This window comes from Janibacter limosus, assembly GCF_004295485.1.
Classification (GTDB): Bacteria; Actinomycetota; Actinomycetes; order Actinomycetales; family Dermatophilaceae; genus Janibacter; species Janibacter limosus_A.
Map to the genome: position 1 here is coordinate 2374242 of NZ_CP036164.1, position 23802 is coordinate 2398043.

The 23802-nt window shown below is 69.6% G+C and carries 22 protein-coding genes; 3 read left to right on the forward strand and 19 right to left on the reverse strand.

Translation table 11 applies throughout. From position 1 onward, the window contains the following. Window position 1: 1 nt before the first annotated feature. From EXU32_RS11245 to EXU32_RS11290, 10 genes are all read right to left on the reverse strand, one after another. Complete coding sequence (locus EXU32_RS11245) at window positions 2-862, reverse strand: amidohydrolase family protein (protein ID WP_130629988.1); 861 nt, start codon at window positions 860-862, stop codon at window positions 2-4. Between the two features lie 6 nt (window positions 863-868). After that, on the reverse strand, window positions 869-1198 hold the full coding sequence (gene fdxA, locus EXU32_RS11250) for a ferredoxin (protein ID WP_130629989.1): 330 nt from the start codon (window positions 1196-1198) through the stop codon (window positions 869-871). 14 nt (window positions 1199-1212) lie between these two features. Further along, complete coding sequence (locus tag EXU32_RS11255; protein ID WP_130629990.1) at window positions 1213-2229, reverse strand: NAD(P)/FAD-dependent oxidoreductase; 1017 nt, start codon at window positions 2227-2229, stop codon at window positions 1213-1215. Further along, window positions 2226-3809, reverse strand: a complete 1584-nt coding sequence (locus tag EXU32_RS11260; RefSeq protein ID WP_130629991.1) for a benzoate-CoA ligase family protein — start codon at window positions 3807-3809, stop codon at window positions 2226-2228. The genes EXU32_RS11255 and EXU32_RS11260 overlap by 4 nt, the downstream gene beginning before the upstream one ends. Before the next feature lie 5 nt (window positions 3810-3814). Next, entirely contained in the window at window positions 3815-5509 is a 1695-nt protein-coding gene (gene boxC / locus EXU32_RS11265) for a 2,3-epoxybenzoyl-CoA dihydrolase (protein WP_130629992.1), read from the reverse strand. 124 nt (window positions 5510-5633) lie between these two features. Beyond that, window positions 5634-6347, reverse strand: a complete 714-nt coding sequence (locus EXU32_RS11270; RefSeq protein WP_130629993.1) for an ABC transporter ATP-binding protein — start codon at window positions 6345-6347, stop codon at window positions 5634-5636. After that, on the reverse strand, window positions 6344-7198 hold the full coding sequence (locus EXU32_RS11275) for an ABC transporter ATP-binding protein (protein ID WP_130629994.1): 855 nt from the start codon (window positions 7196-7198) through the stop codon (window positions 6344-6346). Before EXU32_RS11275 ends, EXU32_RS11270 begins: the two co-directional genes overlap by 4 nt. Next, window positions 7195-8157 (reverse strand): branched-chain amino acid ABC transporter permease, encoded by a 963-nt coding sequence (locus EXU32_RS11280; protein WP_130629995.1) that lies wholly within the window; start codon window positions 8155-8157, stop codon window positions 7195-7197. Before EXU32_RS11280 ends, EXU32_RS11275 begins: the two co-directional genes overlap by 4 nt. Continuing rightward, complete coding sequence (locus EXU32_RS11285) at window positions 8154-9059, reverse strand: branched-chain amino acid ABC transporter permease (RefSeq protein ID WP_207233783.1); 906 nt, start codon at window positions 9057-9059, stop codon at window positions 8154-8156. The genes EXU32_RS11280 and EXU32_RS11285 overlap by 4 nt, the downstream gene beginning before the upstream one ends. A 30-nt stretch (window positions 9060-9089) precedes the next feature. After that, the gene (locus EXU32_RS11290; RefSeq protein WP_130629996.1) at window positions 9090-10277 is read right to left on the reverse strand and encodes an ABC transporter substrate-binding protein; all 1188 of its coding nucleotides are present in this window, start codon (window positions 10275-10277) and stop codon (window positions 9090-9092) included. 271 nt (window positions 10278-10548) lie between these two features. Between EXU32_RS11290 and EXU32_RS11295 the strand changes: the two genes are divergently transcribed. Beyond that, entirely contained in the window at window positions 10549-11412 is an 864-nt protein-coding gene (locus EXU32_RS11295) for a PaaX family transcriptional regulator (protein ID WP_207233784.1), read from the forward strand. A gap of 481 nt (window positions 11413-11893) precedes the next feature. Here EXU32_RS11295 and EXU32_RS11300 read toward each other — a convergent pair whose 3' ends face one another. The 5 genes from EXU32_RS11300 to EXU32_RS11320 form a co-directional block, all read right to left on the reverse strand. Further along, window positions 11894-12430: a GNAT family N-acetyltransferase gene (locus EXU32_RS11300; protein WP_165399654.1), complete on the reverse strand. Its 537-nt coding sequence runs from the start codon at window positions 12428-12430 to the stop codon at window positions 11894-11896. After that, on the reverse strand, window positions 12427-13923 hold the full coding sequence (gene boxB, locus EXU32_RS11305) for a benzoyl-CoA 2,3-epoxidase subunit BoxB (RefSeq protein ID WP_130629998.1): 1497 nt from the start codon (window positions 13921-13923) through the stop codon (window positions 12427-12429). Before boxB ends, EXU32_RS11300 begins: the two co-directional genes overlap by 4 nt. Window positions 13924-14019: 96 nt before the next feature. Beyond that, window positions 14020-15570, reverse strand: a complete 1551-nt coding sequence (gene paaZ / locus EXU32_RS11310; protein ID WP_130629999.1) for a phenylacetic acid degradation bifunctional protein PaaZ — start codon at window positions 15568-15570, stop codon at window positions 14020-14022. Then, window positions 15567-16445: a 3-hydroxyacyl-CoA dehydrogenase family protein gene (locus EXU32_RS11315; protein ID WP_130630000.1), complete on the reverse strand. Its 879-nt coding sequence runs from the start codon at window positions 16443-16445 to the stop codon at window positions 15567-15569. The genes paaZ and EXU32_RS11315 overlap by 4 nt, the downstream gene beginning before the upstream one ends. After that, entirely contained in the window at window positions 16442-17152 is a 711-nt protein-coding gene (locus tag EXU32_RS11320; protein ID WP_130630001.1) for an SDR family NAD(P)-dependent oxidoreductase, read from the reverse strand. The genes EXU32_RS11315 and EXU32_RS11320 overlap by 4 nt, the downstream gene beginning before the upstream one ends. A gap of 194 nt (window positions 17153-17346) precedes the next feature. Between EXU32_RS11320 and EXU32_RS11325 the strand changes: the two genes are divergently transcribed. Continuing rightward, window positions 17347-18849, forward strand: coding sequence for an aminopeptidase P family protein (locus tag EXU32_RS11325; RefSeq protein WP_130630002.1), 1503 nt, complete (start codon window positions 17347-17349; stop codon window positions 18847-18849). A gap of 27 nt (window positions 18850-18876) precedes the next feature. Here EXU32_RS11325 and EXU32_RS11330 read toward each other — a convergent pair whose 3' ends face one another. Next, complete coding sequence (locus EXU32_RS11330) at window positions 18877-19371, reverse strand: hypothetical protein (protein ID WP_130630003.1); 495 nt, start codon at window positions 19369-19371, stop codon at window positions 18877-18879. Between the two features lie 555 nt (window positions 19372-19926). On the opposite strand from EXU32_RS11330, the gene EXU32_RS11335 reads away from it, so the two are divergent. Further along, entirely contained in the window at window positions 19927-20982 is a 1056-nt protein-coding gene (locus EXU32_RS11335) for a MaoC family dehydratase (RefSeq protein ID WP_130630004.1), read from the forward strand. Between the two features lie 14 nt (window positions 20983-20996). Here EXU32_RS11335 and EXU32_RS11340 read toward each other — a convergent pair whose 3' ends face one another. The 3 genes from EXU32_RS11340 to EXU32_RS11350 all read right to left on the reverse strand — a co-directional run bounded on the left by EXU32_RS11340 (window position 20997) and on the right by EXU32_RS11350 (window position 23794). Beyond that, complete coding sequence (locus tag EXU32_RS11340) at window positions 20997-21737, reverse strand: PIG-L deacetylase family protein (RefSeq protein ID WP_130630005.1); 741 nt, start codon at window positions 21735-21737, stop codon at window positions 20997-20999. 141 nt (window positions 21738-21878) lie between these two features. Then, complete coding sequence (locus EXU32_RS11345) at window positions 21879-22481, reverse strand: general stress protein (RefSeq protein ID WP_130630006.1); 603 nt, start codon at window positions 22479-22481, stop codon at window positions 21879-21881. Window positions 22482-22591: 110 nt separating this feature from the next. Further along, the gene (locus tag EXU32_RS11350; RefSeq protein WP_130630007.1) at window positions 22592-23794 is read right to left on the reverse strand and encodes an acyl-CoA dehydrogenase family protein; all 1203 of its coding nucleotides are present in this window, start codon (window positions 23792-23794) and stop codon (window positions 22592-22594) included. Window positions 23795-23802 lie beyond the last annotated feature (8 nt).

The window sequence follows — 23802 nt, forward strand, 5'->3', positions numbered from 1 at the left end:
GTCAGGCCACCTGCGGCAGGTCGCGGTAGACACGAAGGGCGTTGCCGCCCAGTACCGCAGCCACGTCCGCGTCGGGCACCAGGTCGGCGACGGCGCGGGCGTTGAGGTCGGTCCCGGGCACGCCGGGCCAGTCGGTCGCGAAGATCATCTTCTTGGCCAGACGCTGCAGACCCGCGGCGGCGTAGTACTCGGGCAGCCGCTTGGGCGGCAGCCCCGACAGCTCGATCCACACGTGCGGGTTGCTCATCGCCATGAAGGCCGCCTGCTCGTACCACCAGCCGCGCCCACCGTGCGCGAGGACGATGTCGAGCTCGGGGAAGTCCCGCGCGACGGGCAGCAGGTAGGTCGGGTCGGCGTACTGGTTGGACGACCCGGCGAAGGTCGACGTCCCGCAGTGCACGACGAGCGGGGCCCGCTCCTCCACCAGCACCTGATAGGCCGGGTAGAGCATCGGGTCGTCGCAGCGGAAGCCGCCGTGGACCGGGTGCAGCTTCAGCCCCGCAGCCCCCAGCCCGAGCTGGCGGCGCACCTCGTCACCGATCGGGTGGTGCAGGTGCGGGTTGACATTGCCCATCGGCCGGAAGCGCTGCGGGTTGTGCTCGACGATCGGCAGCAGGTCGTCGAAGAGCTGCATGCCGGTCGCCTTGGGGCTGTACTCGCAGAAGATCACGGCGACGTCCACGCCCTGGTCGGCGAAGAGGTCGTCGATGACATCGGGACGGGGTCTCCCTTCGCCGTCCCAGGCCCGCTCGAGCAGGCCCTCCGGGCCGAACTGGCGCGCCCAGTCGATCCACGAGGGGGCGAGGGTCGACAGGACGGGCACGTGGACGTGCGCGTCGACGAGCTGGTGTCCGTCGAGCACGGCGCCTCAGAGGTCCTGGACCATCGGGGTGTCGACCCCGATCGGGCCGGTCTTGTGCGACCCGCCCGGGGCGCCGAGCGGCTCGTCGCGACCCTCGAGCGTCTCGGTGAAGAAGCGCCGGTTGTCCTCGATGTGCTCGGTCATGTCGTCGGCGACCCGACGGTCCTGGCTGATCGCCTCGACGGGGCACACGGGCTCGCAGGCGCCGCAGTCGATGCACTCCTTGGGGTTGATGTAGAGCTTGCGGTCACCCTCGTAGATGCAGTCGACGGGGCACTCCTCCGTGCAGGACGTGTCCATGACGTCCAGGCAGTGGCCGGCAATGACGTACGGCATGTCGAATTCCTCTCTCAGGCGGGCTGCGGGACGGCAGGCTGCTGGTCAGTCGAGTGTCCCGGAAATAGTTGCGCGTCGGGGTCGATGTGCACCGCCGCGTTGTTGACGGCCGTGGCGACCTCGCCGAAGCCGACGGCGATGAGGCGGACCTTGCCGTCGTAGTCGGTGATGTCGCCGGCGGAGAAGACGCCCGCGACATTGGTGCGCATGGCCGGGTCGACGACGAGGTGACGGTTGTCGTGCAGCTCGACACCCCACTCGCGAAGGGGGCCGAGGTTGGCCGTGAAGCCCAGCGCAGCCACGAGCTTGGTGCAGGGCAACGACCGGGGGTCCTCTCCCTTCGGCGTGATCGTCACGGTCTCCAGGAGGTCACCACCGTTGGTCTCGGTGACCTGGGCGTTGAGGACGACCTCGACCGGCGCCGCCTCCATCTGCTCGACCGACCCGTGGTGGGCGCGGAACTTGTCGCGCCGGTGCACGAGGGTGACGCTCTTGGCGATCGGGTGGAGCATGTTGGCCCAGTCCACCGCGGAGTCACCACCGCCGACGATGACGACGTCCTGCCCGGCGTACTCCGCCGAGCTCGGCACGAAGTACTCCAGCCCGCGGCCGAGGAAGTCCTCGCCCGCCGGCAGGGTGCGCGGGGTGAAGGTGCCGATGCCACCGGTCACGATGACCGCGCCGGCGTCGATGGTGTCGGCCGTGCTCGTCGTGACGACGAGACGCTCACGCCCTTCGCCGTCGGGCACGTGCTCGAGCCCCTGGGCCTCCTGACCCAGCAGGTACTGCGGGTCGTAGGGGGCGGCTTGCTCGACGAGGTTGGAGATGAGCTGGCGCCCGGAGATCGCGGGGAACCCGGCGATGTCGAAGATCTGCTTCTCCGGGTACATCGCGGTGACCTGGCCGCCGACCTGGCTGAGGCTGTCGACGACAGCCGTGCTCAGACCGCGGACCCCGGCGTAGTAGGCGCCGAAGAGGCCCACCGGTCCGGCGCCGACGATGAGCAGGTCGACCTTCGTGGTGGTGCTCATGAGATGGCCTCCTTGGCCTCGAGTTCCTTGACGAGCGCGCGCACCTTGAAGCGCTGCATCTTGCCCGTCGCTGTCTTGGGCAGCTCGTCGACGAAGTACACGCGACGCGGACGCTTGAAGGGGGCGAGCCCCTCGCGGCACCACGTGTCGAGCTCCTGCGCGGTCACCGCGGATCGGGTGACGACGACGGCGACCGGCTTGACCAAGCCGTCGGCGTCCTCCTGGCCGACGACGGCGCACTCGGCGATGGCGTCGTGCGCCAGGAGCCGGTCCTCGACCTCGGTCGGGCTGACCCAGATGCCACCCGCCTTGAGCAGGTCGGTGGCCCGACCCATGCAGGTGTAGTAGCCCTCGGTGTCGCGCACGTAGGTGTCGCCGGTGTTGAGCCACTCGCCCTGGAAGACGGTGCGGGTGGCCTCGGCCCGGCGCCAGTAGCCCAGCGCCGAGGAGGCACCGCGGACGAAGAGGGTGCCCGGGTCACCGTCGGCGACGAGCGTGCCGTCGAGGTCACGGATCTCGAGGTCGTAGCCGGGCACGGCCTTGCCGGTCGTGCCCATCTTGATCTCACCGGGACGGTTGGACAGGAAGATGTGCAGGCACTCGGTCGAGCCGATCCCGTCGAGGATCTCCAGTCCGAAGCGGGTCTTCATCCGCTCCTGCACCCCCTTGGGCAGGGGCTCGCCGGCCGACGCCCCGAGACGCACGCTGGCGAAGGTGTCGTCCGGGATGTCGCTGGAGAGCAGCCCCGCGTAGAAGGTCGGCACCCCGAAGAAGAGGGTGGGTCGGCCCGTGCGGATCCGCTCGGCCATGCCCGTGGGGGTCGGCCGCTCGGGGTTGAGCACCGAGGTGGCGCCTACCGAGAGGGGGAAGAACATCGAGTTGCCGATGCCGTAGGCGAAGAAGAGCTTCGCCACCGACAGGCAGCGGTCCTGCTGCGTGATCCCGAGGACCTGCGCGCCGTAGGTGTCGCACACCAGCCGGATGTTCTCGTGCCGGTGCATCGCTCCCTTCGGCTTGCCGGTGGTCCCCGAGGTGTACAGCCACAGGGCCCACGCGTCGGACCCTGCCGGGACCGGCTCGAGCTCGGTCGCGTCCGCCTGCGCCCCGCGGGCGACGAGGTCGTCCCACGAGAGCTGGTCGGCCCCGGTGATGACCGCGGCGTGCTCCCCCGGGTCACCGTCCCAGACGACCTGGCGCAGGTCCGGGCACTGTGCCGCGGCACCCGCGGCGGGCTCGGCGAAGGTGGAGCTCGCGACGAGGGCGACGGCCCCCGAGTCGTTGATGATCTCGGCGAGCTCGGCGGGGCCGTACATCGTCGAGATGGGCACCGCGACGAAGCCGCCGCGCATGGCACCGAGGACGCCCGCGAAGAGGGCGATGTCGTCGTTGGCGACGAAGACGACGCGGTCGTCGCGGCGCATGCCGAGCGAGCGGAAGCCCGCCGCGGCACGGCCGGTCAGCTCGACCAGCTGGTCATAGGTCACCGTCTGCGAGGGCGTCTCGACGGCCGGGTGGTCACCACGCTCTGCGGCGACACGGTCGACGAGCCAGGCTGCAGCGTTGAAGCCGGCTTCGGTCATCAGGCTCAGACCCTCTCCAGGTTGTACTCACCCTTTTGGCCCGAGCCGTAGCGGCGCAGCGCACCGTCGGGGCCCGACGCGTTGGGCCGGATGAAGATCCAGTTCTGCCAGGCGGTGAGGCGACCGAAGATCTTGGTCTCCATCGTCTCGGGGCCGACGAACCGGTGGTTGGCCTCCATGCCGGTGAGGGCATCGGGGCTGAGCGCGGCGCGCTCCTCGATGACGATGCGCAGCTCGTCCTCGAAGTCGATGTCGTCGAGCGCGAGGGTGACCAGGCCGGCCTTGTCGGCGGCCGCGGCGTCGAGGTCCTGGCCGGTGACCGCGCGGGCCGCCTCGAGGTCCTCGTCGCGGCCGAAGAAGCGCGACTGCAGACGGGTCAGGCCGTTGCCCATCGGGTACCGGCCGTCGTTGACCTCGGTGACCCGGATCGTCGCCGGCGTCGCGTCGGCGTCGACGTCCTCGTAGACACCCTCGAGCATGTACTGACGGTCGGCCGCCAGGGCCAGCTCGAGGAGGGTGCCGACGAAGGCCGAACCCGGCTCGATGATGGCCAGCAGGCTGCGCGAGGTGACGTCGACCCGCTTGAGCGTGCGCTTGAGGTAGTGGTTGACCTCGTTGACGAACCAGTGGTCGGCCCACTCGGTCAGCTTGGCGTCGTGGGCGAGCACGAAGCCCTGGTCACCGGTGGCGCGCAGCACCCAGGTGCCGATCTCGAGCTCGTTGGCGCGCAGGTGCAAGATCAGGTCGTCGAGCTCGCGGGCCAGCGCCAGCGGGTAGTAGTCGACGCCCTGGGCCCGGGCGGCCTCGGCGTCGGCCGGGGGCTGCTCGGTGGGGGCGGAGACGGTGATGTCGACCGTGCGGCGAGCGCGGTCGATCTGCGCCGAGACGTGGCTGTAGGAGATCGAGTCGCCGTCGATCGTGCGCTGCAGCTCGGTGAGCTGGACGCCCTCGCCGGCCTGGCCACCACGGGTGGACTCGGCGGCGGCGGCCTTGGCGCGCTTGCTGATCTCTTCGTCCCACGAGCCGCGGGGGAAGGTGGCGTCGATGAAGCCCCAGTCGACCGCGGTGTCGCCGCGGTAGCCCTCGGACTTGGTCGCGAAGAGGTCGGCGCGGTCCTTGCGCACGTGCCGCTTGTCGACGACGCGGGTCAGACCACCGGTCCCGGGGAGGACACCGAGCAGCGGGACCTCGGGAAGGGAGACGGTCGAGCTGTTGTCGTCGACGAGGACGATGTCGTCGCAGGCGAGGGCGAGCTCGTAGCCGCCGCCGGCCGCGGTGCCGTTGAGGGCGGCGATCCACTTCTGGCCGGAGTTGGCGGTCGCGTCCTCGATGCCGTTGCGGGTCTCGTTGGTGAACTTGCAGAAGTTCACCTTCCAGCTGTGCGCCGAGGCCGCGAGCATCCGGATGTTGGCGCCGGCGCAGAACATCCGCTCGATCCCGGAGGTCATGACGACCGCCTTGACCTCGGGGTGCTCGAAGCGCATGCGCTGGACGACGTCGTAGAGCTCGATGTCGACGCCCAGGTCGTAGCTGTTCATCTTCAGCTCGTAGCCGGGGACCAGGCCGCCCTGCTCGTCGACAGCCAGCTTCACCGTGGCGACGTCGCCGTCGTACTCGACGGTGAAGTGGCGGTAGGCGTCGGGGCTGGTGCGGAACTCGACGACCGGGGGTGCCGCCTTCTCGATGGTGGTCTCGCTCACGTCAAACCTTCCGTCGTTCGGATCGCGCGCCGCGGGGACCACGGCATCGGGGTACCCTCCTATCTTCTACACTGACTACGCGATCCGTCAAGAGGTTGTAGCATTTATTTGTCGGACGGCAGCCTCAGCCGACCCCGAGCAGGCGCCGGGCCCTGGGTGCGTCGCTGCGGAACTCCTCGGTGGTGCTCTCGTGGACGATCCGACCCTTCTCCATGACCACGACGCGGTCGGCGACGGAGAAGGCCGCTCGCAGGTCCTGCTCGACGAGCAGGACGGTGATGCCCTCCTGCGCCAGCTCGCGCACGATGCCCATCACCTGCGCGACGATCGCGGGGGCGAGCCCGTCAGAGGGCTCGTCCAGGAGCAGCACGCGTGGGCCGAGCAGGAGTGCGCGGCCGATGGCGAGCATCTGCTGCTCACCGCCGGAGAGCTGGTCGCCGCGGTTGGTCCGGCGCTCGCGCAGTCGCGGCATGAGCTCGTAGATGCGCTCCAGCGACCACTCCCCGGAGTGCTTGCCCTCGGCGATGCGCAGGTTGTTGTGCACGGTGAGTGGCGCGAAGACCCGTCTGCCCTGGGGGACGATCGCGACGCCGACCCTGGCCCTGGCGTGCGTGGGCAGGCTGGTGATGTCCTCGTCGCCGACGTGGATGCTGCCGCTGTGGGTGCTGACGAAGCCCATGATCGTCGACATCAGCGTCGTCTTGCCCACGCCGTTGCGGCCGAGCAGGGCGACCGTCTCGCCGGCGACCACGTGCAGGTCGACACCGGTCAGGACCGTGCTGCCGCCGTACCCGGCCTCGACGCCGGCGATCTTCAGGTCTGCTCCGGTGGCGCTCATCCGGCGGCCTCCTGGGTCGGGGCCGGTGATGTCGTCGACACCGGCAGGTCGGGCGGGACGGGGGTCTCGTGGAAGAGCTCCTCGAGGGAGCCCTCGCCGAGGTAGGCCTGCTGGACGGCCGGGTCCTCGCGGACCTCGTCGGCGGGCCCGTCGGCGATGAGGCCGCCGAGGTGGAGGACGCTGACGCGGTCGGCCAGCTGGAAGACCAGCTCGAGGTCGTGCTCGATGATCACGACCGTCAGGTCCTCGGGCAGCGAGCGGACCAGCTCGATGAAGCGGTGGCTCTCTGCCGGGGACATCCCGGCCGCCGGCTCGTCGAGGAGGAGCAGCTTGGGGCGGGTCGCGAGGGCGACGGCCACCTCCAGCTGTCGGCGCTCACCGTGGCTGAGGTTGCCGGTCATGATGTGCGAGCGGTCGGTCAGGCCGACGTCCGCGACGCACTGCTCGGCGAGGTCGTCGATCTCGCTGTTGCGTCGCGTCGAGGAGGTCACCCACGACATGCCCTTGCCGGCCACCCGCTGGGCGGCGAGGGCGACATTGTCCAGCGGGTTCATCGACAGGAAGAGCGAGCTGTGCTGGAAGGTCTTGCCCAGCCCCCTTCGGGCCCGCCATGCAGCGGAGCGCTTGGTGACGTCGTCACCGGAGAAGAGGATCTGCCCACTGGTGGCCGGCAGGCCACCGGCCACGAGGTTGAAGAGGGTGGACTTGCCAGCTCCGTTGGGGCCGATGAGGGCGTGCCGACCCCCCTTCGCCACCTCGAGGCTGACGTCGTCGACGGCCACGAGCGCGCCGTACTTCTTGGTGACATTGCGCAGGGTCAGGGCCGGCGGTGCGGCGGTCGTCGCGCTCATGCCTTGTCCTCCTGGGTGCGTCGGGTGAGGAGCTGGCGCCAGCTGGTGCCGGCGAAGCCGTGGGGCAGCAGGTAGACGGCAGCGATGAAGACCAGGCCGAGAAGCAGCGGTCCACGGCCGCCGAGGGAGGCGCCGATGTCGTCGCGGACGATCGTCACGAGGGCGGCGCCGAGCACCGCTCCCCACAGCCGTCCGCGGCCACCGACGACGACGGCCAGCAGGGCCATGGCTGAGACCTCGAAGCCGAGGTCCTCCGGGGAGACGAAGCGGTTCTGCGCGACCCACAAGGATCCGGCCGCGCCGGCGACCGCGCCGGCGATGCCGTAGACGGTCAGCTTGAGGGTGAAGGTCGAGTAGCCGATGGAGGCCATCCGCTCCTCGTTGTCACGCAGCCCGCGAAGGGAGCGACCCAAGGTCGACCTCGAGGTCCACCACACGATGGCGAAGCCGATGAGGAAGATCAGCAGGATCCACCAGTACCGGACCCCGGCGAGGGTCACGGGCTCGCCACCGGGGGCCAACGTCAGCGACGGGATGCCGTAGAGGCCGTTGGTACCGCCGGTCAGGCCCTCCCAGCGCTGGGCCAGCACGTGGGCCAGCTCGGCGATGGCCAGGGTGAGCATGAGGAAGTAGGTGCCCTTGGTGCGGACCATGAGCACCCCGGTGAGCAGGGCGAAGAGTCCTCCGGCGACGACCGCGACGAGCAGCGGCACGGGGGCGAAGGAGGTGGTGTCGCGGGCGACCAACGCTGCGGCATAAGCGCCCACGCCGAAGGGGGCGGCGTGCCCGAGCGAGGGCATGCCCGAGACCCCGACGAGCAGGTCGAGGCTCACGGCCAGCAGCGCGAGCGCGAGGACGCGGCTGAGGGTGTTGGCGATGTCCGCGGGGAAGATCAGCGGGACGGCCACCAGCAGCAGGACGGACAGGACCGCGAGAGCGGACGAGAGCTTGGGCCTCATGCCGTCGCCTCCTTCTTGCCGAGCAGACCCTGGGGTCGCAGGAGCAGGACCAGGCCCATCGCCCCGAAGACGAGGAAGGACGCGTGGTCCGGCAGGAGCGAGACCCCGAGGGTCTCGATCTGGCCGATGACCAGGGCGCCGACGAGGGCGCCGCTGACGGACCCGAGGCCACCGATGACGACGACCACCAGGCCCAGGAGCAGCACCCGGTTGTCCAGGCCCGGGTAGGCCGAGAGGATCGGGCCCCCGATGACGCCGCCGGCGGCGGCCAGGGCCGCGCCGGCGGCGAAGACACCGGTCACCAGTCGCTTGGTGTCGACCCCCAGGGCGGAGACCATCTGGGGGTCGACGACCGAGGCGCGCACGAGCGAGCCCACGCGGGTGCGCTCGATGACGTACAGCGCGCCGATGGCGAGCAGCCCGCCGACGACGATGACGACGAGTCGGTAGACCGGGTAGGACTGGCCGAAGATCGTCGCGCTGCCGTCAAGACCGGCGGGTGCCGGGATGGAGCGCACGTCGTTGCCGAACTTCATCGCGATGAGGTCGGAGACCACGAGCGCGATGCCGAGGGTGAGCAGGGCCTGGTCGAGGTGACCGCGGTGGGCGACCGGCCGGACCATCGCCGACAACCCCCACCCGCTGAACCCGCCGATGACCGCAGCGAGCAGGACCGCTCCCCCGAAGGCGAGCAGCGTCATCTTCGTCCCCCCGCCCAGCAGGGCGACGGCGACGTAGGCGCCCAGGAGGTAGATCGCGCCGTGGGCGAGGTTGAGCACGTCCATGACGCCGAAGACGAGGGACAGTCCCAGGGCGATGACGAAGAGCAGGACGCCGGTGGCGAGCCCGTCGATCATCGTCACCCCGTTGTCGGTGATGAAGTTGGCCGTCAGTGCGGTCACGAGGATCTCCCAGCTGTGGGTGTGGACGGGTCAGGAAGAGGGCTTGGTGAGCTCGTCCTCGATGACATTGGTCCAGGCGTCACCCTTCTTCTCGACCTTGCGCAGGTAGTAGGTCTGGTCCGGTCCCTGCTTGTCGGAGAAGGACCACGGGCCGCGGGGGCTGTCGACCTCGCCCGTCGCCTTGAGGCCCTCGACGATCTGGTCGCCGCCGGTGCCCTTGGTCAGCGCCTTGTCCAGGACGGCGCCCGCGTCGTAGGTCTGCATCGAGTAGACCGTCGGCGGCACCTCGTTGGCCGCGGTGTACTCCTTGACGAAGGTCGCGTTCGTGGGGTTGTCCAGCTCCGAGGAGTAGTGCAGCGAGGTGAAGATGCCCTCGGCGGACTTGCCCTGCGCCGTGAGCGCCCCACCCTCGGTCAGGAAGCCGGTGGCGTAGAAGGGGATGTCCTCGCGCAGGCCGAGCTGGTCGTACTGCTTGACGAAGGTGACGGCCTCGGCGCCGGCGTAGAAGGCGAAGACCGCCTTGGGCTTGGCGTTGCGCGCCTTCTGCAGGTACGGCTGGAAGTTGGTCGTCTTGCCGAAGGGGGTCATCTGGGTCCCGGCGATCTGGCCGCCGGCCGCCACGAAGGACTTCTTGAAGCCGGCGAGGAACTCGTCGCCCGCCGCGTAGTCGGGGCCGACGAGGTAGACCTTGCCGTCACCGACCTCCTTGGCGACGTGGCCACCGATGGCCTCGCCGACCTCACCGTTGGCGAAGCTGGTGCGCCACACGTAGGGAGACGAGGACTTGCCGGTGATGTCGTTGGCGCCAGCGTTGGTGATGATGAGCGGCTTCTTGGCCTCGGTGAAGGAGTCGGTCAGACCCAGGGCCACGGCGGAGTTGACGATCCCGACCACGGCGTCGACGGACTCGTCCTGGGCGAGCTTGGTGCCGGCCGGGACACCGTCCTCGGGGCCCGCGCCCTCGTCGACGACGGTCAGCTCGACGTCCTTGCCACCGAGCTTGTTGTCGTTCTGGTCGAGGTAGAGGCGGAAGCCGGCCTCCATGTCCTTGCCGAGGGGGGCGTAGACGCCCGACTGGGGGACGAGCAGCGCGATCTTGACCTTGCTGTCGTCGCCGCTGCCGCCGTCACCCCCGCCTCCGGAGAGCGCCGACCCGCCGCAGGCGGTGAGGGCGAGGGTCACGGTGATGGCCAGGGGAAGGGTGCGGGTGGCGCGCATCGAATACTCCAGGGGTGCGGTCTCGTCATTGAGGGCAACGACGGGGCGCAAAGCTCCCGACCCCGTCGTCGGTAGCACTGAGAATGGACGTGATTTGTTCTACAGTCAATAGTCGTATCGAAACTGTTTCGTAGTAGTTTGAACTCAGGCGGACCTAACTTCAACGACGAAGGGGAGGTCGCACAGCGTGTCGCCCGGCGGCGCCCTTGCACGATCGGGAGCGGCGCGGGTGTCACTCTGGGCACGACACCCGGACGAGGAGACGACAGACGTGAGCACCAAGGTCGACGACGTGAGCGCACCGGTCGACGGAGAGCGTTCCAGAGCAGCCAGCGCGCGCTCCATGCTCTTGACGATCCTCGGTGAGTTCGTCCACACCCGGGACGGATCCGCCTGGACCGGAACGCTGGTCGCCGCGCTGGGCGCCCTGGGGGTCGAGGAGAAGTCGGCGCGGCAGACGATCGCCCGCACGGCGAGCCAGGGGATCATCGAGTCCGAGCGGCACGGCCGACGCGTGCGGTGGCAGCTCACCGACACCGGCCGCGCGCTGCTCGCCGAGGGCACCGAGCGCATCTACAGCTTCCTGCGCAGCCGACGCACGTGGGACGGGCAGTGGCTCGTCGTGGCTGCGGCGGTGCCCGAGTCGCAGCGCAGCACCCGGCACAAGCTGCGCACCCGGTTGACCTGGCTGGGCCTGGGCTGCCCGACCCCCGGCATGTGGATCATCCCGGACGCCGACAAGGAGGACGAGGTGCAGGGCGCCCTGTCCGACCTGGACCTCGCCGACCGCGCCTTCGCCTGGGTGGGTCGTCGCGCCGCGGGCACCGACCCGGCATCGCTCATCGACGCCGCCTGGGACCTGGCCGAGGTCCGCACCCGCTACCAGGAGTTCGCGGCCGACTTCACCGATCGGAGCGTCGACGACGACACCGCCGCCTTCGCCGCGCAGGTGGAGCTCATCCAGGCCTGGCGCTCCTTCCCCTTCATCGACCCCGACCTGCCCGCCGAGCTGCTCCCCCCGGACTGGCCCGGGCCGGCCGCCGCCACCCTCTTCCACACCCGCCGCGACCGCTGGCACCGCCGCGCCCAGCGCGAGTGGGACCGGATGGAGCAGGCGGCCGGCGAGCGCACCTGACGCATCTCGGGCGTGAGGACGCGCCGGACGTGGGGACGCAATCTCCACTCCGATCCCTCTGGTTACGTGCGGGTACGACGTGCACTTCCCGGCAGCTCGCTTCGGAGAGTCCCAGATTTCCGGGCTTCTTCGGGCAGCCTGACCCACAGGTGCACGTCGTACCTGCAAGTAACTTGAGGGGCGGGGCGGCCTTCCGGCCCAGGACCCAGACGGGACGGGCGCATCCCCGCGAGCCGCTGACCGACGTCGCCAAACCGCTGACCGGCCGCCGCGACCTCACGGGGAGCCGGGCAGATCGGCACGGACAGCGCAGGACGACGAAGGGAGTGGCCCGACTCAAGGAAGAAGGCCGGTCAAACGACGACGGTTGGGTCACCGCCGCCCTGACCGGCTTCTTCCCCAGGGCCATTCCTTCGTTCGTCCGGAGCGTGACACGCCACGAGCCCGGGCGATACCGGCCCGGGCTCGTGGCGTGACGCCCCTAGAAGCGGTGCGCCTCGACGTCGACGTAGTCGCCACTCTCCTCCTCGCCCTGCGAGCGCGAGTCGGACGGTGCCGCCGTCGTGCTCGGCTCGGGGAGGCGGCCGGAGCCGGGCTTGCCGACGTGCTTGCGCAGCGTCGCGTCGCTCTCGTTGCCCTTGTAGCCGCGCACCGCGAGCCAGTCGTGCACGGCGTCCCGGTCGGGGTGGGTGTCGCGCACGCTGTTGTGCACGTAGTTGATGCCTCGCGAGCGGGCCTCCTGCTCGAGGTGGTCCATCACGAAGGCACCGACGCCGGCGCCCTGGCGGGCGGAGTCGACGACGAGGGTGATCTCGGCGTCGCCACCCCACGTCGTGTCGAGGAACCCGAAGCCCACCACGTCGTCGCCGTCCTTGGCGACGAACCAGTCACCGGGCAGGTCGGCCCCGTCGGCGAAGTCGAGGGCAAGGGCCCCGTCCGGGGCGGAGGCGGCGATACGCGCCTTGTCCGCGTCCCAGACGGGGTTGTCCTCGCGCGCCCACGTCAGCTGGACGCTCACGCCGAGGCTCCCTCGGGCGCGCCGTCCTCCTCGAGGTGGACGTAGTCGTACTCGACCGGCTGGCCGTTGATGCCCGTCGGCGGCTCGGCGATCCAGCTGGCGAACTTGCCCAGCTCGTACACCGGGACCATCAGCTTGGCGACGCTGGCGCGGTCCTCGTCGGTCGGCAGCCAGTCACCCTCGCGGGCCTCCCACGCAGCGTCGTCGAGGACCTCGCCCTCGGGGCTGATCTTGTGGGTCGAGTACACCCCGACCTGACGGTGGAATCCCTCGTGCGGGATGTAGAGACGCTCGTCGACACCCGCGTCCTCGAGCGCCTGGTTCCAGCGGCGCACGCCGTTTTCGCAGTCGGCGACGTACTCGTCACGCAGGTCGAGGTTGAGCGCGGAGATCATCGGGACGGTCTTGGTCTTGATCTGACCGTCCTCGACGTAGCTCATCTCGCGCTCGTCGTCGAGCAGCGTGTGGTCGTCCTTGCGACGCGTCTCCTGCCAGCGACCCTTGAGGCCGGAGCTGTAGTAGTTGCCGGCGTTGGTCGACTGCTCGGACCCGAAGAGGTCCATCGAGACCGAGTACTGGAAGTTGAGGTACTTCTGGATGATGTCGAGCGGGATGACCCCGTCCTCGAAGGTGGCCTTGCCGCCGTTGGCCTTCATCACCTCGGCCGTCTTCTCCACGGTGCGCTGCACGCCGGTGGTCCCGACGAACATGTGGTGCGCCTCCTCCTTGAGCATGAACTCGCAGGTGCGGGCCAGCGGGTCGAAGCCGCTCTCCTTGAGGGTGCCGAGCTGGTACTTGCCGTCCCGGTCGGTGAAGTAGGTGAACATGAAGAACTGCAGCCAGTCGGTGGTGGCCTCGTTGAAGGCACCGAGGATGCGCGGGTTGTCGTAGTCACCCGAGTTGCGCTTGAGCAGCTGCTCGGCCTCCTCGCGACCCTCACGACCGAAGTACGCGTGGAGCAGGTAGACCATCGCCCAGAGGTGACGGCCCTCCTCGACGTTGACCTGGAAGAGGTTGCGCATGTCGTAGATCGACGGCGCGGTGTTGGCCAGGATGCGCTGCTGCTCGACCGAGGCCGGCTCGGTGTCGCCCTGGATGACGATCAGGCGCATCAGGTCGGCGCGGTACTCACCGGGGACCTCCTGCCACGCGGGCTCACCCTTGTGCTTGCCGAAGCTGACCTCGCGGTCGGGGTTGCCCTCGGCGAGGAAGATGCCCCAGCGGTACTCCTCCATCGGCACGTGCTCGAAGTGCGCCCAGCCGTCGCGGCCCACGGCCACCGCAGTACGCAGGTAGACGTCCTTGGTGGGCAGCTCGGGTCCGAGGTTCTTCCACCAGTCGAGGAACTTCGGCTGCCAGCCCTCGAGCGCCCGCTGGAGGCGACGGTTGTCGTTGAGGTTGACGTTGTTGGGGATGCGCTGGCTGTAATCGATCGGGCTGGTCGGGCCGGTCGGCTCCGGGGCGGACCCGATGCGGTCGTCGGTCGTCGTCATGCTCTCTCCTAAGGTCGCGTCCTTGCGAGGTCTTACCTATGTTCTACACGTCTATGCGCGTGGCGACAAGACTTTGTGGAATGTTTTCGCTGAGCGTCACTCCCCCAGACGGCCGAGGACCGCCGGGCTGCCCTGGATGGCGGTGCGCTGCAGGTGGGCGTGGACGGCGCGCAGGCCGCCCTCCTCCTGTCCCCCACCGGCGCGGCCGGGACCGCCGTGGACGAGCTGCGGCATCGGGGTGCCGTGCCCGGTGGACTCGGGGGCACTGTCCCGGTCGAGGACGAGGATCCGGCCGTGGAAGGGGGCCGCCCCGGCGATCACGTCCGTCACGAAGTCCGCGTCGGCCGAGACGACGGAGCCGGCAAGGCTCCCTTCGCCCCGGGCCAGCAGCTCGACGGCGTGCTCGACGTCGCGGTACCCGATGAGCGAGCTGACCGGACCGAAGGCCTCGACCTCGTGCGGCTCGGCCCGGTCGGCGTCGTCGACGCGCACGAGGACGGGCGACATGAAGGCGCCCTTGTCCGCGTCGGCGCCGATGACGTCGACACGCTCGAGGTCGCCGTAGACGATCTGCCCGGCCTGCGCGATGCGGGCCGCGGCGGCGCGCACGTCGTCACGCTGGTCGGTCCCGACGAGGGCGCCCATGCGCACCCCCTCCGCTCCCGGGGCGCCGATGCCGATGCCACCCAGGCGGGCCGCGACGGCCTCGGCCACCGCGTCCATCTGCGCGGCGGGCACGAGCGCGCGCCGGATGGCCGTGCACTTCTGGCCGGCCTTGACGGTCATCTCGGTCACGAGCGCCTTGACGAAGAGGTCGAACTCCGGCTCGCCGGGCACCGCGTCGGGGCCGAGGACCGAGGCGTTGAGGCTGTCCGCCTCGGCGTTGAAGTGGGCCGAGCGGCGCGTCACCGCGGCATCGCCGCGCAGCATCGCCGCCGTGTCCGCGGAGCCGGTGAAGCCGATGTGGTCCTGGCCGCCGAGCTCGTCGAAGAGCCCGGGGATGGAGCCGGCGACGATCTGCAGCGCACCCTCGGGGAGGGCGCCGGACTCGATCATCATCCGCACCGCCTCGACAGCGATGTGGGCGGTCGGGGTCGCCGGCTTGACGATCGTCGGGACGCCGGCGAGCAGGGCGGGCGCCAGCTTCTCGAGCATGCCCCACACGGGGAAGTTGAAGGCGTTGATCTGCAGCGAGAGCCCGTGCGGGCTGGTGAGCACGTGCCGCCCGCCGAAGACGCCCTCCTTGCCCAGCTGGATGAAGTCGTCCTCGACGATCACCGTGCCGTCGGGCAGGCCCTTGCGTCCGAGGGAGGAGTAGACCATCGCGGTCCCGATGCCGCCGTCGACGTCGACGGCCGCGTCACGGGCGGTGCACCCCGCCTGCGCGGACAGCTCGTAGAGCCGGTCCTTGCCGGCCTGCACTGCACCCGCAGCCGCCTTGAGCGCGGCCGCCCGCTCGGGGAAGGTCATCGCGCGAAGGGAGGGACCCCCCTTCGCCTTGGCGTGCGCCACGACGCCACCGAGGTCGATGCCCTCGCTGGACACCCGCGTCACGGTCTCGCCGGTCACGGCGTCGCGGACCTCGCGGCCCTCGCCCGTCCCGGCCACCCAGCGGCCGCCTGCATAGCTCTCGAGGATCTCGCTCATGCTGTCTTCTCCTTGGCGTCGTTCCAGTCGTAGAAGCCGCGTCCGGTCTTGCGGCCGTGATGGCCCTGCTCGACGAGGTCGACGAGCAGCTGCGGCGGGGCAAATCGGGGTCCGAGCTCGCGCTCGAGATAGCGGGCGATGCCCAGGCGCACGTCGAGACCGACGAGGTCGGTCAGCCGGAGCGGACCCATCGGGTGGCCGTAGCCGAGCGACATGGCGGCGTCGATGTCCTCCGCTGAGGCGACGCCGGCCTCGAGCATGCGGATGGCCTCCAGGCCGATCGCGACGCCGAGGCGGCTGCTGGCGAAGCCCGGCGAGTCCGCGACGACGACCGGCGTCTTGCCCAGGCCCTCGCTCACCCACTCGACGGCGCGCTCGCGCCACGTCTCGTCGGTGGCCGTCGCGATGACGATCTCGACGAGCTTGCTCGCGGGGACGGGGTTGAAGAAGTGCAGCCCGAGGAGCCGCTCCGGGTGGCGAAGGGAGGTCGCCAGCGCATCGAGGGAGATGCTCGAGGTGTTGGTGGCCAGCGCGGCGTCGTCGGCGATGACCGCCTCGACCCGCTGGAGGGTGTCGCGCTTGAGCTGCTCGTCCTCCGGGACGGCCTCGACGACCAGGCCGCAGTCGGCCAGGTCGGCCGCCTCGGTGGTCGTCGTCAGGCGGCCCATCGGCTCGGCGGCGTCAGCGATCTTGCCGCGCTCGACGCTCTTGTCGCAGGAGCGCTGGACGCGCTCGCGAGCAGCGGTCGCAGCAGCCTCGTCGCGCTCGAGGAGGACGACCGAGCTGCCGGCGAGGAGCAGTCCGTGGACGATGCCGGCGCCCATCTGACCACCGCCGACCACTCCGGTGCGGGTTGGGATGTTGCCGTCGGTCATGCCAGGCCTCCAGTTGCGTCGATGATGTCGCCGGTGATCCACGCGGCGTCCGGGCCCACCAGGAGGGCGATGACGCCCGCGATGTCCTCGGGGGTGCCCAGGCGGCGCATCGCGTTGCTCCCGGCCATCGCCTCGATGGCCTTGTCGCTCGTGATCGAGCGCAGGTACTCGGTGTCGGTCGCACCGGGGCGCACGACGTTGACAGTCACGCCACGTTTGGCGACCTCCTTGGCCGCCACTCGGCTCGCTGCCTCGAGGCCGGCCTTGGCCGCCGCATAGGTGCTCTGCCGGGCCGGGGCGACGCGGGCGGCGACGCTGGAGACCATGACGATCCGGCCCCCGTCGGCGACGCGCTTGGTCGCCTCGCGCAGCACGAGCAGCGCCGAGACGAGGTTGAGGGAGAGCGAGTCGTTGATCTGCTCGCTCGTCAGCTCGGTGATGCGTGGGTAGTCCCAGCCACCGACGCAGTCGACGACCACGGTCAGCTCGCCCTGCTCCTGCGCCGCGTCGAAGGCGGCGACGACCCCCTCCTCGGTGGTCGCATCGACGGCGATCGCGCGCACGCGGTCACCGAGCTCGGCCACCAAGGCCTCGGCCCGCTCGGGGTGAGAGTGGTGGGTGATGGTCACGTCATGGTCCGCCGCGAGGCGACGGGTCACTGCCGCGCCGATCCCTCCGGCTCCGCCCAGTACCAGGGCAGTAGTCATCGTCGACTCCCTTCGTTGGAACCAACATGCCACATGTTGATGTCGCCACGCTAGGTGTGTTGTAGAACTTTTGACCAAGCGTGCCCGATCGGCAGGCTCGCCCACCTTCGCGGTCGGAGGGATCGAGACGGCCCCGACGACGAAGCCGCGCTCCCCTCCCTTCGTCGCTGGTCACGTGGTGAGACGATGGCCACATGAGCGAGGAGCAGCAGCAGGCAGACAACCGCAAGCGGCCGACGACGGACGAGTTCCGGGCCTTCGTCGCGCAGGACTGGGCGGAGCGGTCCGCCGACCTCCCGCCGCTGACCGAGGCCGCGAAGCGCGCAGCGCAGCGACGGGCAGCGGTCTCCGCGGCCCATCAGGGCGAGCGCCTGGTCATCCCCGCCGGCGGGCTCAAGGTGCGCAGCAACGACTGCGACTACGTCTTCCGTCCGCACTCCGCCTTCGTCCACCTCACCGGCCTCGGAGCCGACCGCGAGCCCGATGCCGTGCTCGTGATGGAGCCGCTCGGCGGACCCGACGAGGACGCCGGCCACGAGTCCTCCCTCTACTTCCGCCCGCTCGCACCGCGTGACTCCGAGGAGTTCTTCGGCGACTCGCGCTACGGCGAGTTCTGGGTCGGTGCGCGCGCCTCCATCGAGGACGTGGAGTCCGAGCTCGGCCTCACCGGCCGTCACGTCGAGCAGCTCGAGGACGCGGTCGGCAAGGACGCGGGGCAGCTCACCGTGCGCATGGTCCGCGACGCCGACACCGCGCTCACCGCCCGCCTGGACACCGTGCGCGTCCAGGGTGGCGCCACGCAGGAGTCCCTGGCCGAGGCGGACGACGTGCTCGCCCACGGCCTGTCCCACCTGCGGATGATCAAGGACGACTGGGAGATCGAGCAGATGCAGCAGGCGGTCGACGCCACGCGCACCGGCTTCGAGGCCGTCATCCGCGAGCTGCCGAGCCTGCCCGAGCGCGGGCGCGGCGAGCGCTGGGTCGAGGGCACCTTCGGCCTCGTCGCCCGCCACGAGGGCAACGGCGTCGGCTACGACTCGATCTGCGCCTCGGGCGACCACGCCAACACGCTGCACTGGATCAAGAACACCGGCGACGTCAAGGCCAACGACCTCATCCTGCTCGACGCCGGCGTCGAGCTCGACTCGCTCTTCACCGCCGACATCACCCGCACCCTGCCGGTGAGCGGCACCTTCGACGACACCCAGCGCGAGATCCACGAGGCCGTCGTCGCCGCCCAGGCCGCCGGCATCGCCGCGGTCAAGCCGGGCGCGAAGTTCTCCGACGTCCACGCCGCCTCCATCCGCGTCATCGCCGAGCACCTGCACGCGTGGGGCCTGCTGCCCGACGGCGTCTCGGTGGAGGACACGCTCGACACCGAGCACGGCCAGTACCACCGCCGCTGGATGGTGCACGGCACGAGCCACCACCTCGGCATCGACGTCCACGACTGCGCCCTGGCCACCCGTGAGGAGTACATGGACGCCGAGCTGGCGCCGGGCATGGTGCTGACCGTCGAGCCGGGCCTGTACTTCAAGGCCGATGACCTCAAGGTGCCCGAGCGCTTCCGCGGTATCGGCGTGCGCCTCGAGGACGATGTCGTCGTCACCCAGGACGGCTGCCGCAACCTCTCCGGCGAGTGGCCGCACTCGGCCGACGAGATCGAGGCGTGGATCAAGGACGTCCAGGCCAGCTGAGTCCGGAGCAACGTCCGGACCGATCGCTCACGCAGTCGCGGACGTCAGGTTGCGACGCTGAGCAAGGAGGGCGTCGACGCGCGCCGCTTCGTCACGAGTCAGGGTGGGGGCCTCCTGCGAGCCAAGGCGGTCGCGGGCCCACGCGACGACCTCGCCCCATGCCCAGATGCGCTTGCCGCCAGGACAACCCAGCGGACGAGGGAATCCTTGCCCTCGGGTACCGACGGCCCAGTTCTGCACCGCTTGGCGGGTGACGCCCAGACGCCTGCCGACCTCAGGTCCGTCGACGAGGTCAAGGTCGACGTGGCAGATGCTCAGACCAAGTGTCGACTCGTCCTCCAGGTCAGCAATGGCCGTGCGAGCCGCGTCGACGGCATCGACACCGTCGACATGGACGGTCACGATCACCTGACCGGCTCGCTCCACAAGGACACCGTCAAAGTGCTCGTAGAACGCATGGGACAGCGCCTCGAGCGACGCAGGCGCGATCGCCTCGAAAGAGATCGAGTACTCGTTGGTCATGGCATCTCCCCAGAACACGGTGTTGACAACAGACAACACTAGACGGGTTGCTCGGACAGGGCAACGGAGCGCTTGTCGCCCTAGGTTCACGTCACCGACGGGGCACCCTGCGCACCTTGCTGCGGACGTCGCCGTCATCTCGTGGGCACTTGCTGGCCTCCCGCGCCAGATCCCTCGCATGCCGCTGGGGGTTCTTGGGTGTCCCACTCACTGCGATCTGACAGCACCCCTCGGTGCACCGCAACATCCCCCAGTGGCCACCCTGAAAGAGTTCGAACCGTCCGCCGTCGAGGATCTTTGCCAGCGCCTTGCGGACGTCCATGTCCTGATGGTCCGACGCAACCATCGACTTGCGCGACGTGGTCACGCGCGGCCCCCTTCCCTCGATGATTGCGGATGGCCGAGCATCCCACCGAGCGCCCACAACCGGGCCCGAGGATCCTGTCGGCCGCGCACGGTGTGGCTGAGTCAACAGCCGGACGACCTGACCACACCACGGGCGAAGGGGGAAGATGGCGGGAGTTTCCCCCCTTCGCCCAACGAGAGGTCCTGCGCATGTCCACCAAGACGGTCCCCGGCAACTACTTCGAGGACTTCTCGATCGGTCAGCAGATCCGGCACGCGACACCGCGCACGGTGACCGACGGCGACATCGCGCTCTACACGGGGCTCTACGGTCCTCGGTTCGCGGCGACGAGCGCGTCGACCTTTGCCGAGTCGATGGGCTTCGAGCGGATGCCGGTCGACAGCCTGCTCGCCTTCCACCTGGTCTTCGGCAAGTCGGTCCCGGACATCAGCCTCAACGCCGTCGCCAACCTCGGCTACGCGGGCGGCCGCTTCGGGGCACCGCTGCACGTGGGTGACACGGTCACGACCTCCTCGACCGTCATCGGGCTCAAGGAGAACTCCAACGGCAAGACCGGTGTCGTCTACGTCAACTCCGTCGGCGTCAACCAGCGCGGCGAGATGGTCGTCGACTACGTCCGCTGGGTCATGGTGCACAAGAAGGACCCGGCCTCCCCCGCCCCCGAGACGGTCATCCCCGACCTGCCGGGCGCCGTTGCGGCAGAGGACCTCCTGGTGCCCTTCGACCTGACCGGTCGCGACTACGACGTCGAGCTCGCGGGCTCCCCCTTCCTCTGGGACGACTACGAGGTCGGTGAGCGGATCGACCACATCGATGGCATGACCATCGAGGAGTCGGACCACATGCTGGCCACGCGGCTTTACCAGAACACCGCGAAGGTCCACTTCAACCAGCACGCGCAGGGCGCCTCCAAGATCGGTCGCCGGCTCATCTATGGCGGCCACATCATCAGCCTCGCGCGCGGCCTGTCCTTCAACGGCCTGGCCAACGGGCAGATGATCGCCGCGATCAACGCCGGCGCCCACGCCAACCCGACCTTCGCCGGCGACACGATCTATGCCTGGTCCGAGGTGCTCGAGCGGATCGAGCTGCCCGGCCGCACCGATGTCGCCGCCCTGCGCCTGCGCACCGTGGCCACCAAGGACACCCCGTGCGCCGACTTCCCGTACAAGGGTGAGGACGGCAAGTACCTGCCGCAGGTCGTGCTCGACCTCGACTACACGGTGCTCATGCCCCGACGCTGAGCGAAGGGGGCGCCTCAGCGCGCGAAGACCTCCAGGAGCAGCGCGTGCTCGACCGCGGGGTCGCCGACGGCCTGCGCGCCCCCGCCCAGGATGTTGCCGAGCAGCTGCGCGGGCTTGGGGAAGTCGTCGGGCAGCGCCTCGTTGTAGAGCCGGTGCTCCTCGAGCGACTCGACGGCGTCCTCGAGGTGCCCGGTGACGTCGACGTAGTGCGTGCGCGTCGGACCCGAGACGACGGCGACCGCGCGGACCTTCCACGGCTCGAGCCCGTCGTCGACGAGCTCGGTGAAGATCCACCGGTTGCCGGCGTCGGCCGTCGCGTCGAGCGTGGCGAGCCCGACCGCACGGTGGTCGGCCTGGTTGAGGTTGCCCGCCGAGAAGGTCTCGGCGTGGGTCAGCGTGAGGACGAGGTCCGGTCGCGTCCGCCGGATGGCCGCGGCGATGTCGCGTCGCAGCGGGACCCCGTACTCGATGACGCCGTCGTTGTGGTCGCCGAACTCGACGGTGTCCACGCCGACGACCGACGCGCTCGCGCGCTCCTCGTCCGCGCGGGCCGGGGCGGCGTCGACCGGGTCCATGGTGTCGATGCCCGCCTCACCGCGGGTCAGCAGGTAGTAGCTCACCCGCTTGCCGGCGGAGGTCCAGCGCGCGACGGCCGCGGCCATCCCGTACTCGATGTCATCAGGGTGCGCGACGACGCACAGGACGGAGTCGAAGGAGGTCTCATCGAGGGCGGCCAGGGCGGGCTGGGTGGTCACGCTCCTGACGCTAGCGGCCAGGAGTGCGAAGGGTGTGGTCGGCGCGCATCAAACCGAAGTCCGGTACGACAACATGAGACGAACGACGACGAAGGGACTTCGGCGCGCGCCGACCACGCCCTTCGCCCGACGGACGAAAACTCAGCCCCGCGGGTCCTGCGGACCAACCTGACCGGGCTGACCCGGCTGACGCCGCTCGTGCTCCGCCCGTGCCCGCTCCTGGTTGCGCCGCAGCTGCTCCTGCGCGGCGCGCATGGGGTCGAGCTCGGCGAGCAGCTCACGGGCGGCCTGCACGTGCTTGTGCTCGGTGAAGACCTCGTAGCGGGAGGCGACGACCTGGCTGATCGAGGTGAAGTCGCGCTGGCCACCTGTCGACCGGTAGCCCAGCCACGCCCACACGACACCGAAGACGGCACCGATGAGGATCGTGGAGATCATCCGCGAGACGATCCCCTCGCCGCCGTCGAACATCGTGAAGACCAGCCCGACGAAGACACCGATCCAGATGCCCGAGAGCAGCCCGCCGAGCATGACCTTGCCGCTGGTGAGGCGACCGCGCACCCGCTCGATCTGCTTGAGGTCGGTGCCGACGATCATGACGTCCTGGACGGGGAACTCCTTGTCGGCCAGGAAGTCGACCGCCCGCTGCGCCTCGGCGTAGGTGTCGAAGGTGTCCAGCGACATCGGGTACTCGAGCCGCAGGTGCTGCTGCATCGGTGCGGTCATGTTCGGCTGGGTGCTCATGGGTCCAGTGTCCCACTCCCGCCTGTCAGCACCACACACCCCATGACGGGCCGAAGGGGGCCGGCCCACCGCGTAGGTGCGGGCCAACCCCCTTCGCCTGCCGGACTCGCTCAGCGCTTGGCCGGGTAGTCCTTCAGGATGCTCTTGCCGATGATCATCTTCTGGATCTCGGCGGTGCCCTCACCGATGAGCAGCATCGGGGCCTCGCGGTAGAGGCGCTCGATCTCGTACTCCTTGGTGTAGCCGAAGCCACCGTGGATGCGGAAGGACTGCTCGACGACATCGGCGCAGTACTCGGCGGCCATGTACTTCGCGATGCCGGCCTCGAGGTCGTTGCGCTCGCCCTTGTCCTTCAGCCGTGCGGCCTTGACCATCAGCTGGTGACCGGCCTCGACCTTGGCCGCCATGTCGGCGATGCGGAAGAGGATGCCCTGGTGGTCGATGATCTTCTTGCCGAAGGTCTCGCGCTGCTGGGCGTACTCGATGCCCAGCTCGAAGGCGCGCATCATCAGGCCGCAGGCCCGCGAGGCGACGTTGACGCGACCGACCTCGACGCCGTCCATCATCTGGTAGAAGCCCTTGCCGGGCTCGCCACCGAGCAGCTGTGCGGTGCTCGTCTTGTGGTTGTCGAAGATCAGCTCGGTGGTGTCGACACCCTTGTAGCCCATCTTCTCGATCTTGCCGGGGACGGTGACGCCCTGGGCGGTCTCGCCGAAGCCCTCGGTCTTGTCGATGAGGAAGGTCGACATGTTCTTGTGCGGGGACTCGGCGCCGAGCTCGGTGCGGCACAGGACGGCCACGAGGTTGGCGGAGCCACCGTTGGTCAGCCACATCTTCTGGCCGTTGATCGTCCAGTCGTCGCTGTCACCGTCACGCACGGCCTTGGTCTTGATCCCGGCCACGTCGGAGCCGAGCGCGGGCTCGCTCATCGAGAAGGCGCCGCGTACCTCACCGGTGGCCATCTTGGGCAGGTAGTGCTGCTTCTGCTCCTCGGTGCCGTGCTTGAGGATCATGTACGCCACGATGAAGTGGGTGTTGATGATGCCCGAGACCGGCATCCAGCCACGCGCGATCTCCTCCACGCACAGCGCGTAGGTCAGCAGCGACTCGCCGAGACCGCCGAACTCCTCGGGGATCATCAGACCGAAGATCCCCATCTCCTTCATCTGGTCGACGATCTTCTGCGGGTACTCGTCAGCGTGCTCGAGCTCCTGCGCGACGGGGATGATCTGCTCGTCGACGAACTCCTTGACCAGCTTGAGCAGGTCCTGCTGCTCCTCGGTCAGTCCGTCGGTCGTCTGCAGTCGGGACATGCGTCCAC

Coding starts and splice junctions, on each gene's coding strand:
- EXU32_RS11260 (WP_130629991.1), bottom strand. CDS start 3,809: ATGACCGAAGCCGGCTTCAACGCTGCAGCCTGGCTCGTCGACCGTGTC.
- EXU32_RS11320 (WP_130630001.1), bottom strand. CDS start 17,152: ATGACTACTGCCCTGGTACTGGGCGGAGCCGGAGGGATCGGCGCGGCA.
- EXU32_RS11345 (WP_130630006.1), bottom strand. CDS start 22,481: ATGAGCACCCAGCCGAACATGACCGCACCGATGCAGCAGCACCTGCGG.
- EXU32_RS11290 (WP_130629996.1), bottom strand. CDS start 10,277: ATGCGCGCCACCCGCACCCTTCCCCTGGCCATCACCGTGACCCTCGCC.
- fdxA (WP_130629989.1), bottom strand. CDS start 1,198: ATGCCGTACGTCATTGCCGGCCACTGCCTGGACGTCATGGACACGTCC.
- EXU32_RS11325 (WP_130630002.1), top strand. CDS start 17,347: ATGAGCGAGGAGCAGCAGCAGGCAGACAACCGCAAGCGGCCGACGACG.
- EXU32_RS11335 (WP_130630004.1), top strand. CDS start 19,927: ATGTCCACCAAGACGGTCCCCGGCAACTACTTCGAGGACTTCTCGATC.
- EXU32_RS11330 (WP_130630003.1), bottom strand. CDS start 19,371: ATGACCAACGAGTACTCGATCTCTTTCGAGGCGATCGCGCCTGCGTCG.
- EXU32_RS11315 (WP_130630000.1), bottom strand. CDS start 16,445: ATGACCGACGGCAACATCCCAACCCGCACCGGAGTGGTCGGCGGTGGT.
- boxB (WP_130629998.1), bottom strand. CDS start 13,923: ATGACGACGACCGACGACCGCATCGGGTCCGCCCCGGAGCCGACCGGC.
- EXU32_RS11275 (WP_130629994.1), bottom strand. CDS start 7,198: ATGAGCGCGACGACCGCCGCACCGCCGGCCCTGACCCTGCGCAATGTC.
- paaZ (WP_130629999.1), bottom strand. CDS start 15,570: ATGAGCGAGATCCTCGAGAGCTATGCAGGCGGCCGCTGGGTGGCCGGG.
- EXU32_RS11270 (WP_130629993.1), bottom strand. CDS start 6,347: ATGAGCGCCACCGGAGCAGACCTGAAGATCGCCGGCGTCGAGGCCGGG.
- EXU32_RS11280 (WP_130629995.1), bottom strand. CDS start 8,157: ATGAGGCCCAAGCTCTCGTCCGCTCTCGCGGTCCTGTCCGTCCTGCTG.
- EXU32_RS11350 (WP_130630007.1), bottom strand. CDS start 23,794: ATGTCCCGACTGCAGACGACCGACGGACTGACCGAGGAGCAGCAGGAC.
- EXU32_RS11255 (WP_130629990.1), bottom strand. CDS start 2,229: ATGAGCACCACCACGAAGGTCGACCTGCTCATCGTCGGCGCCGGACCG.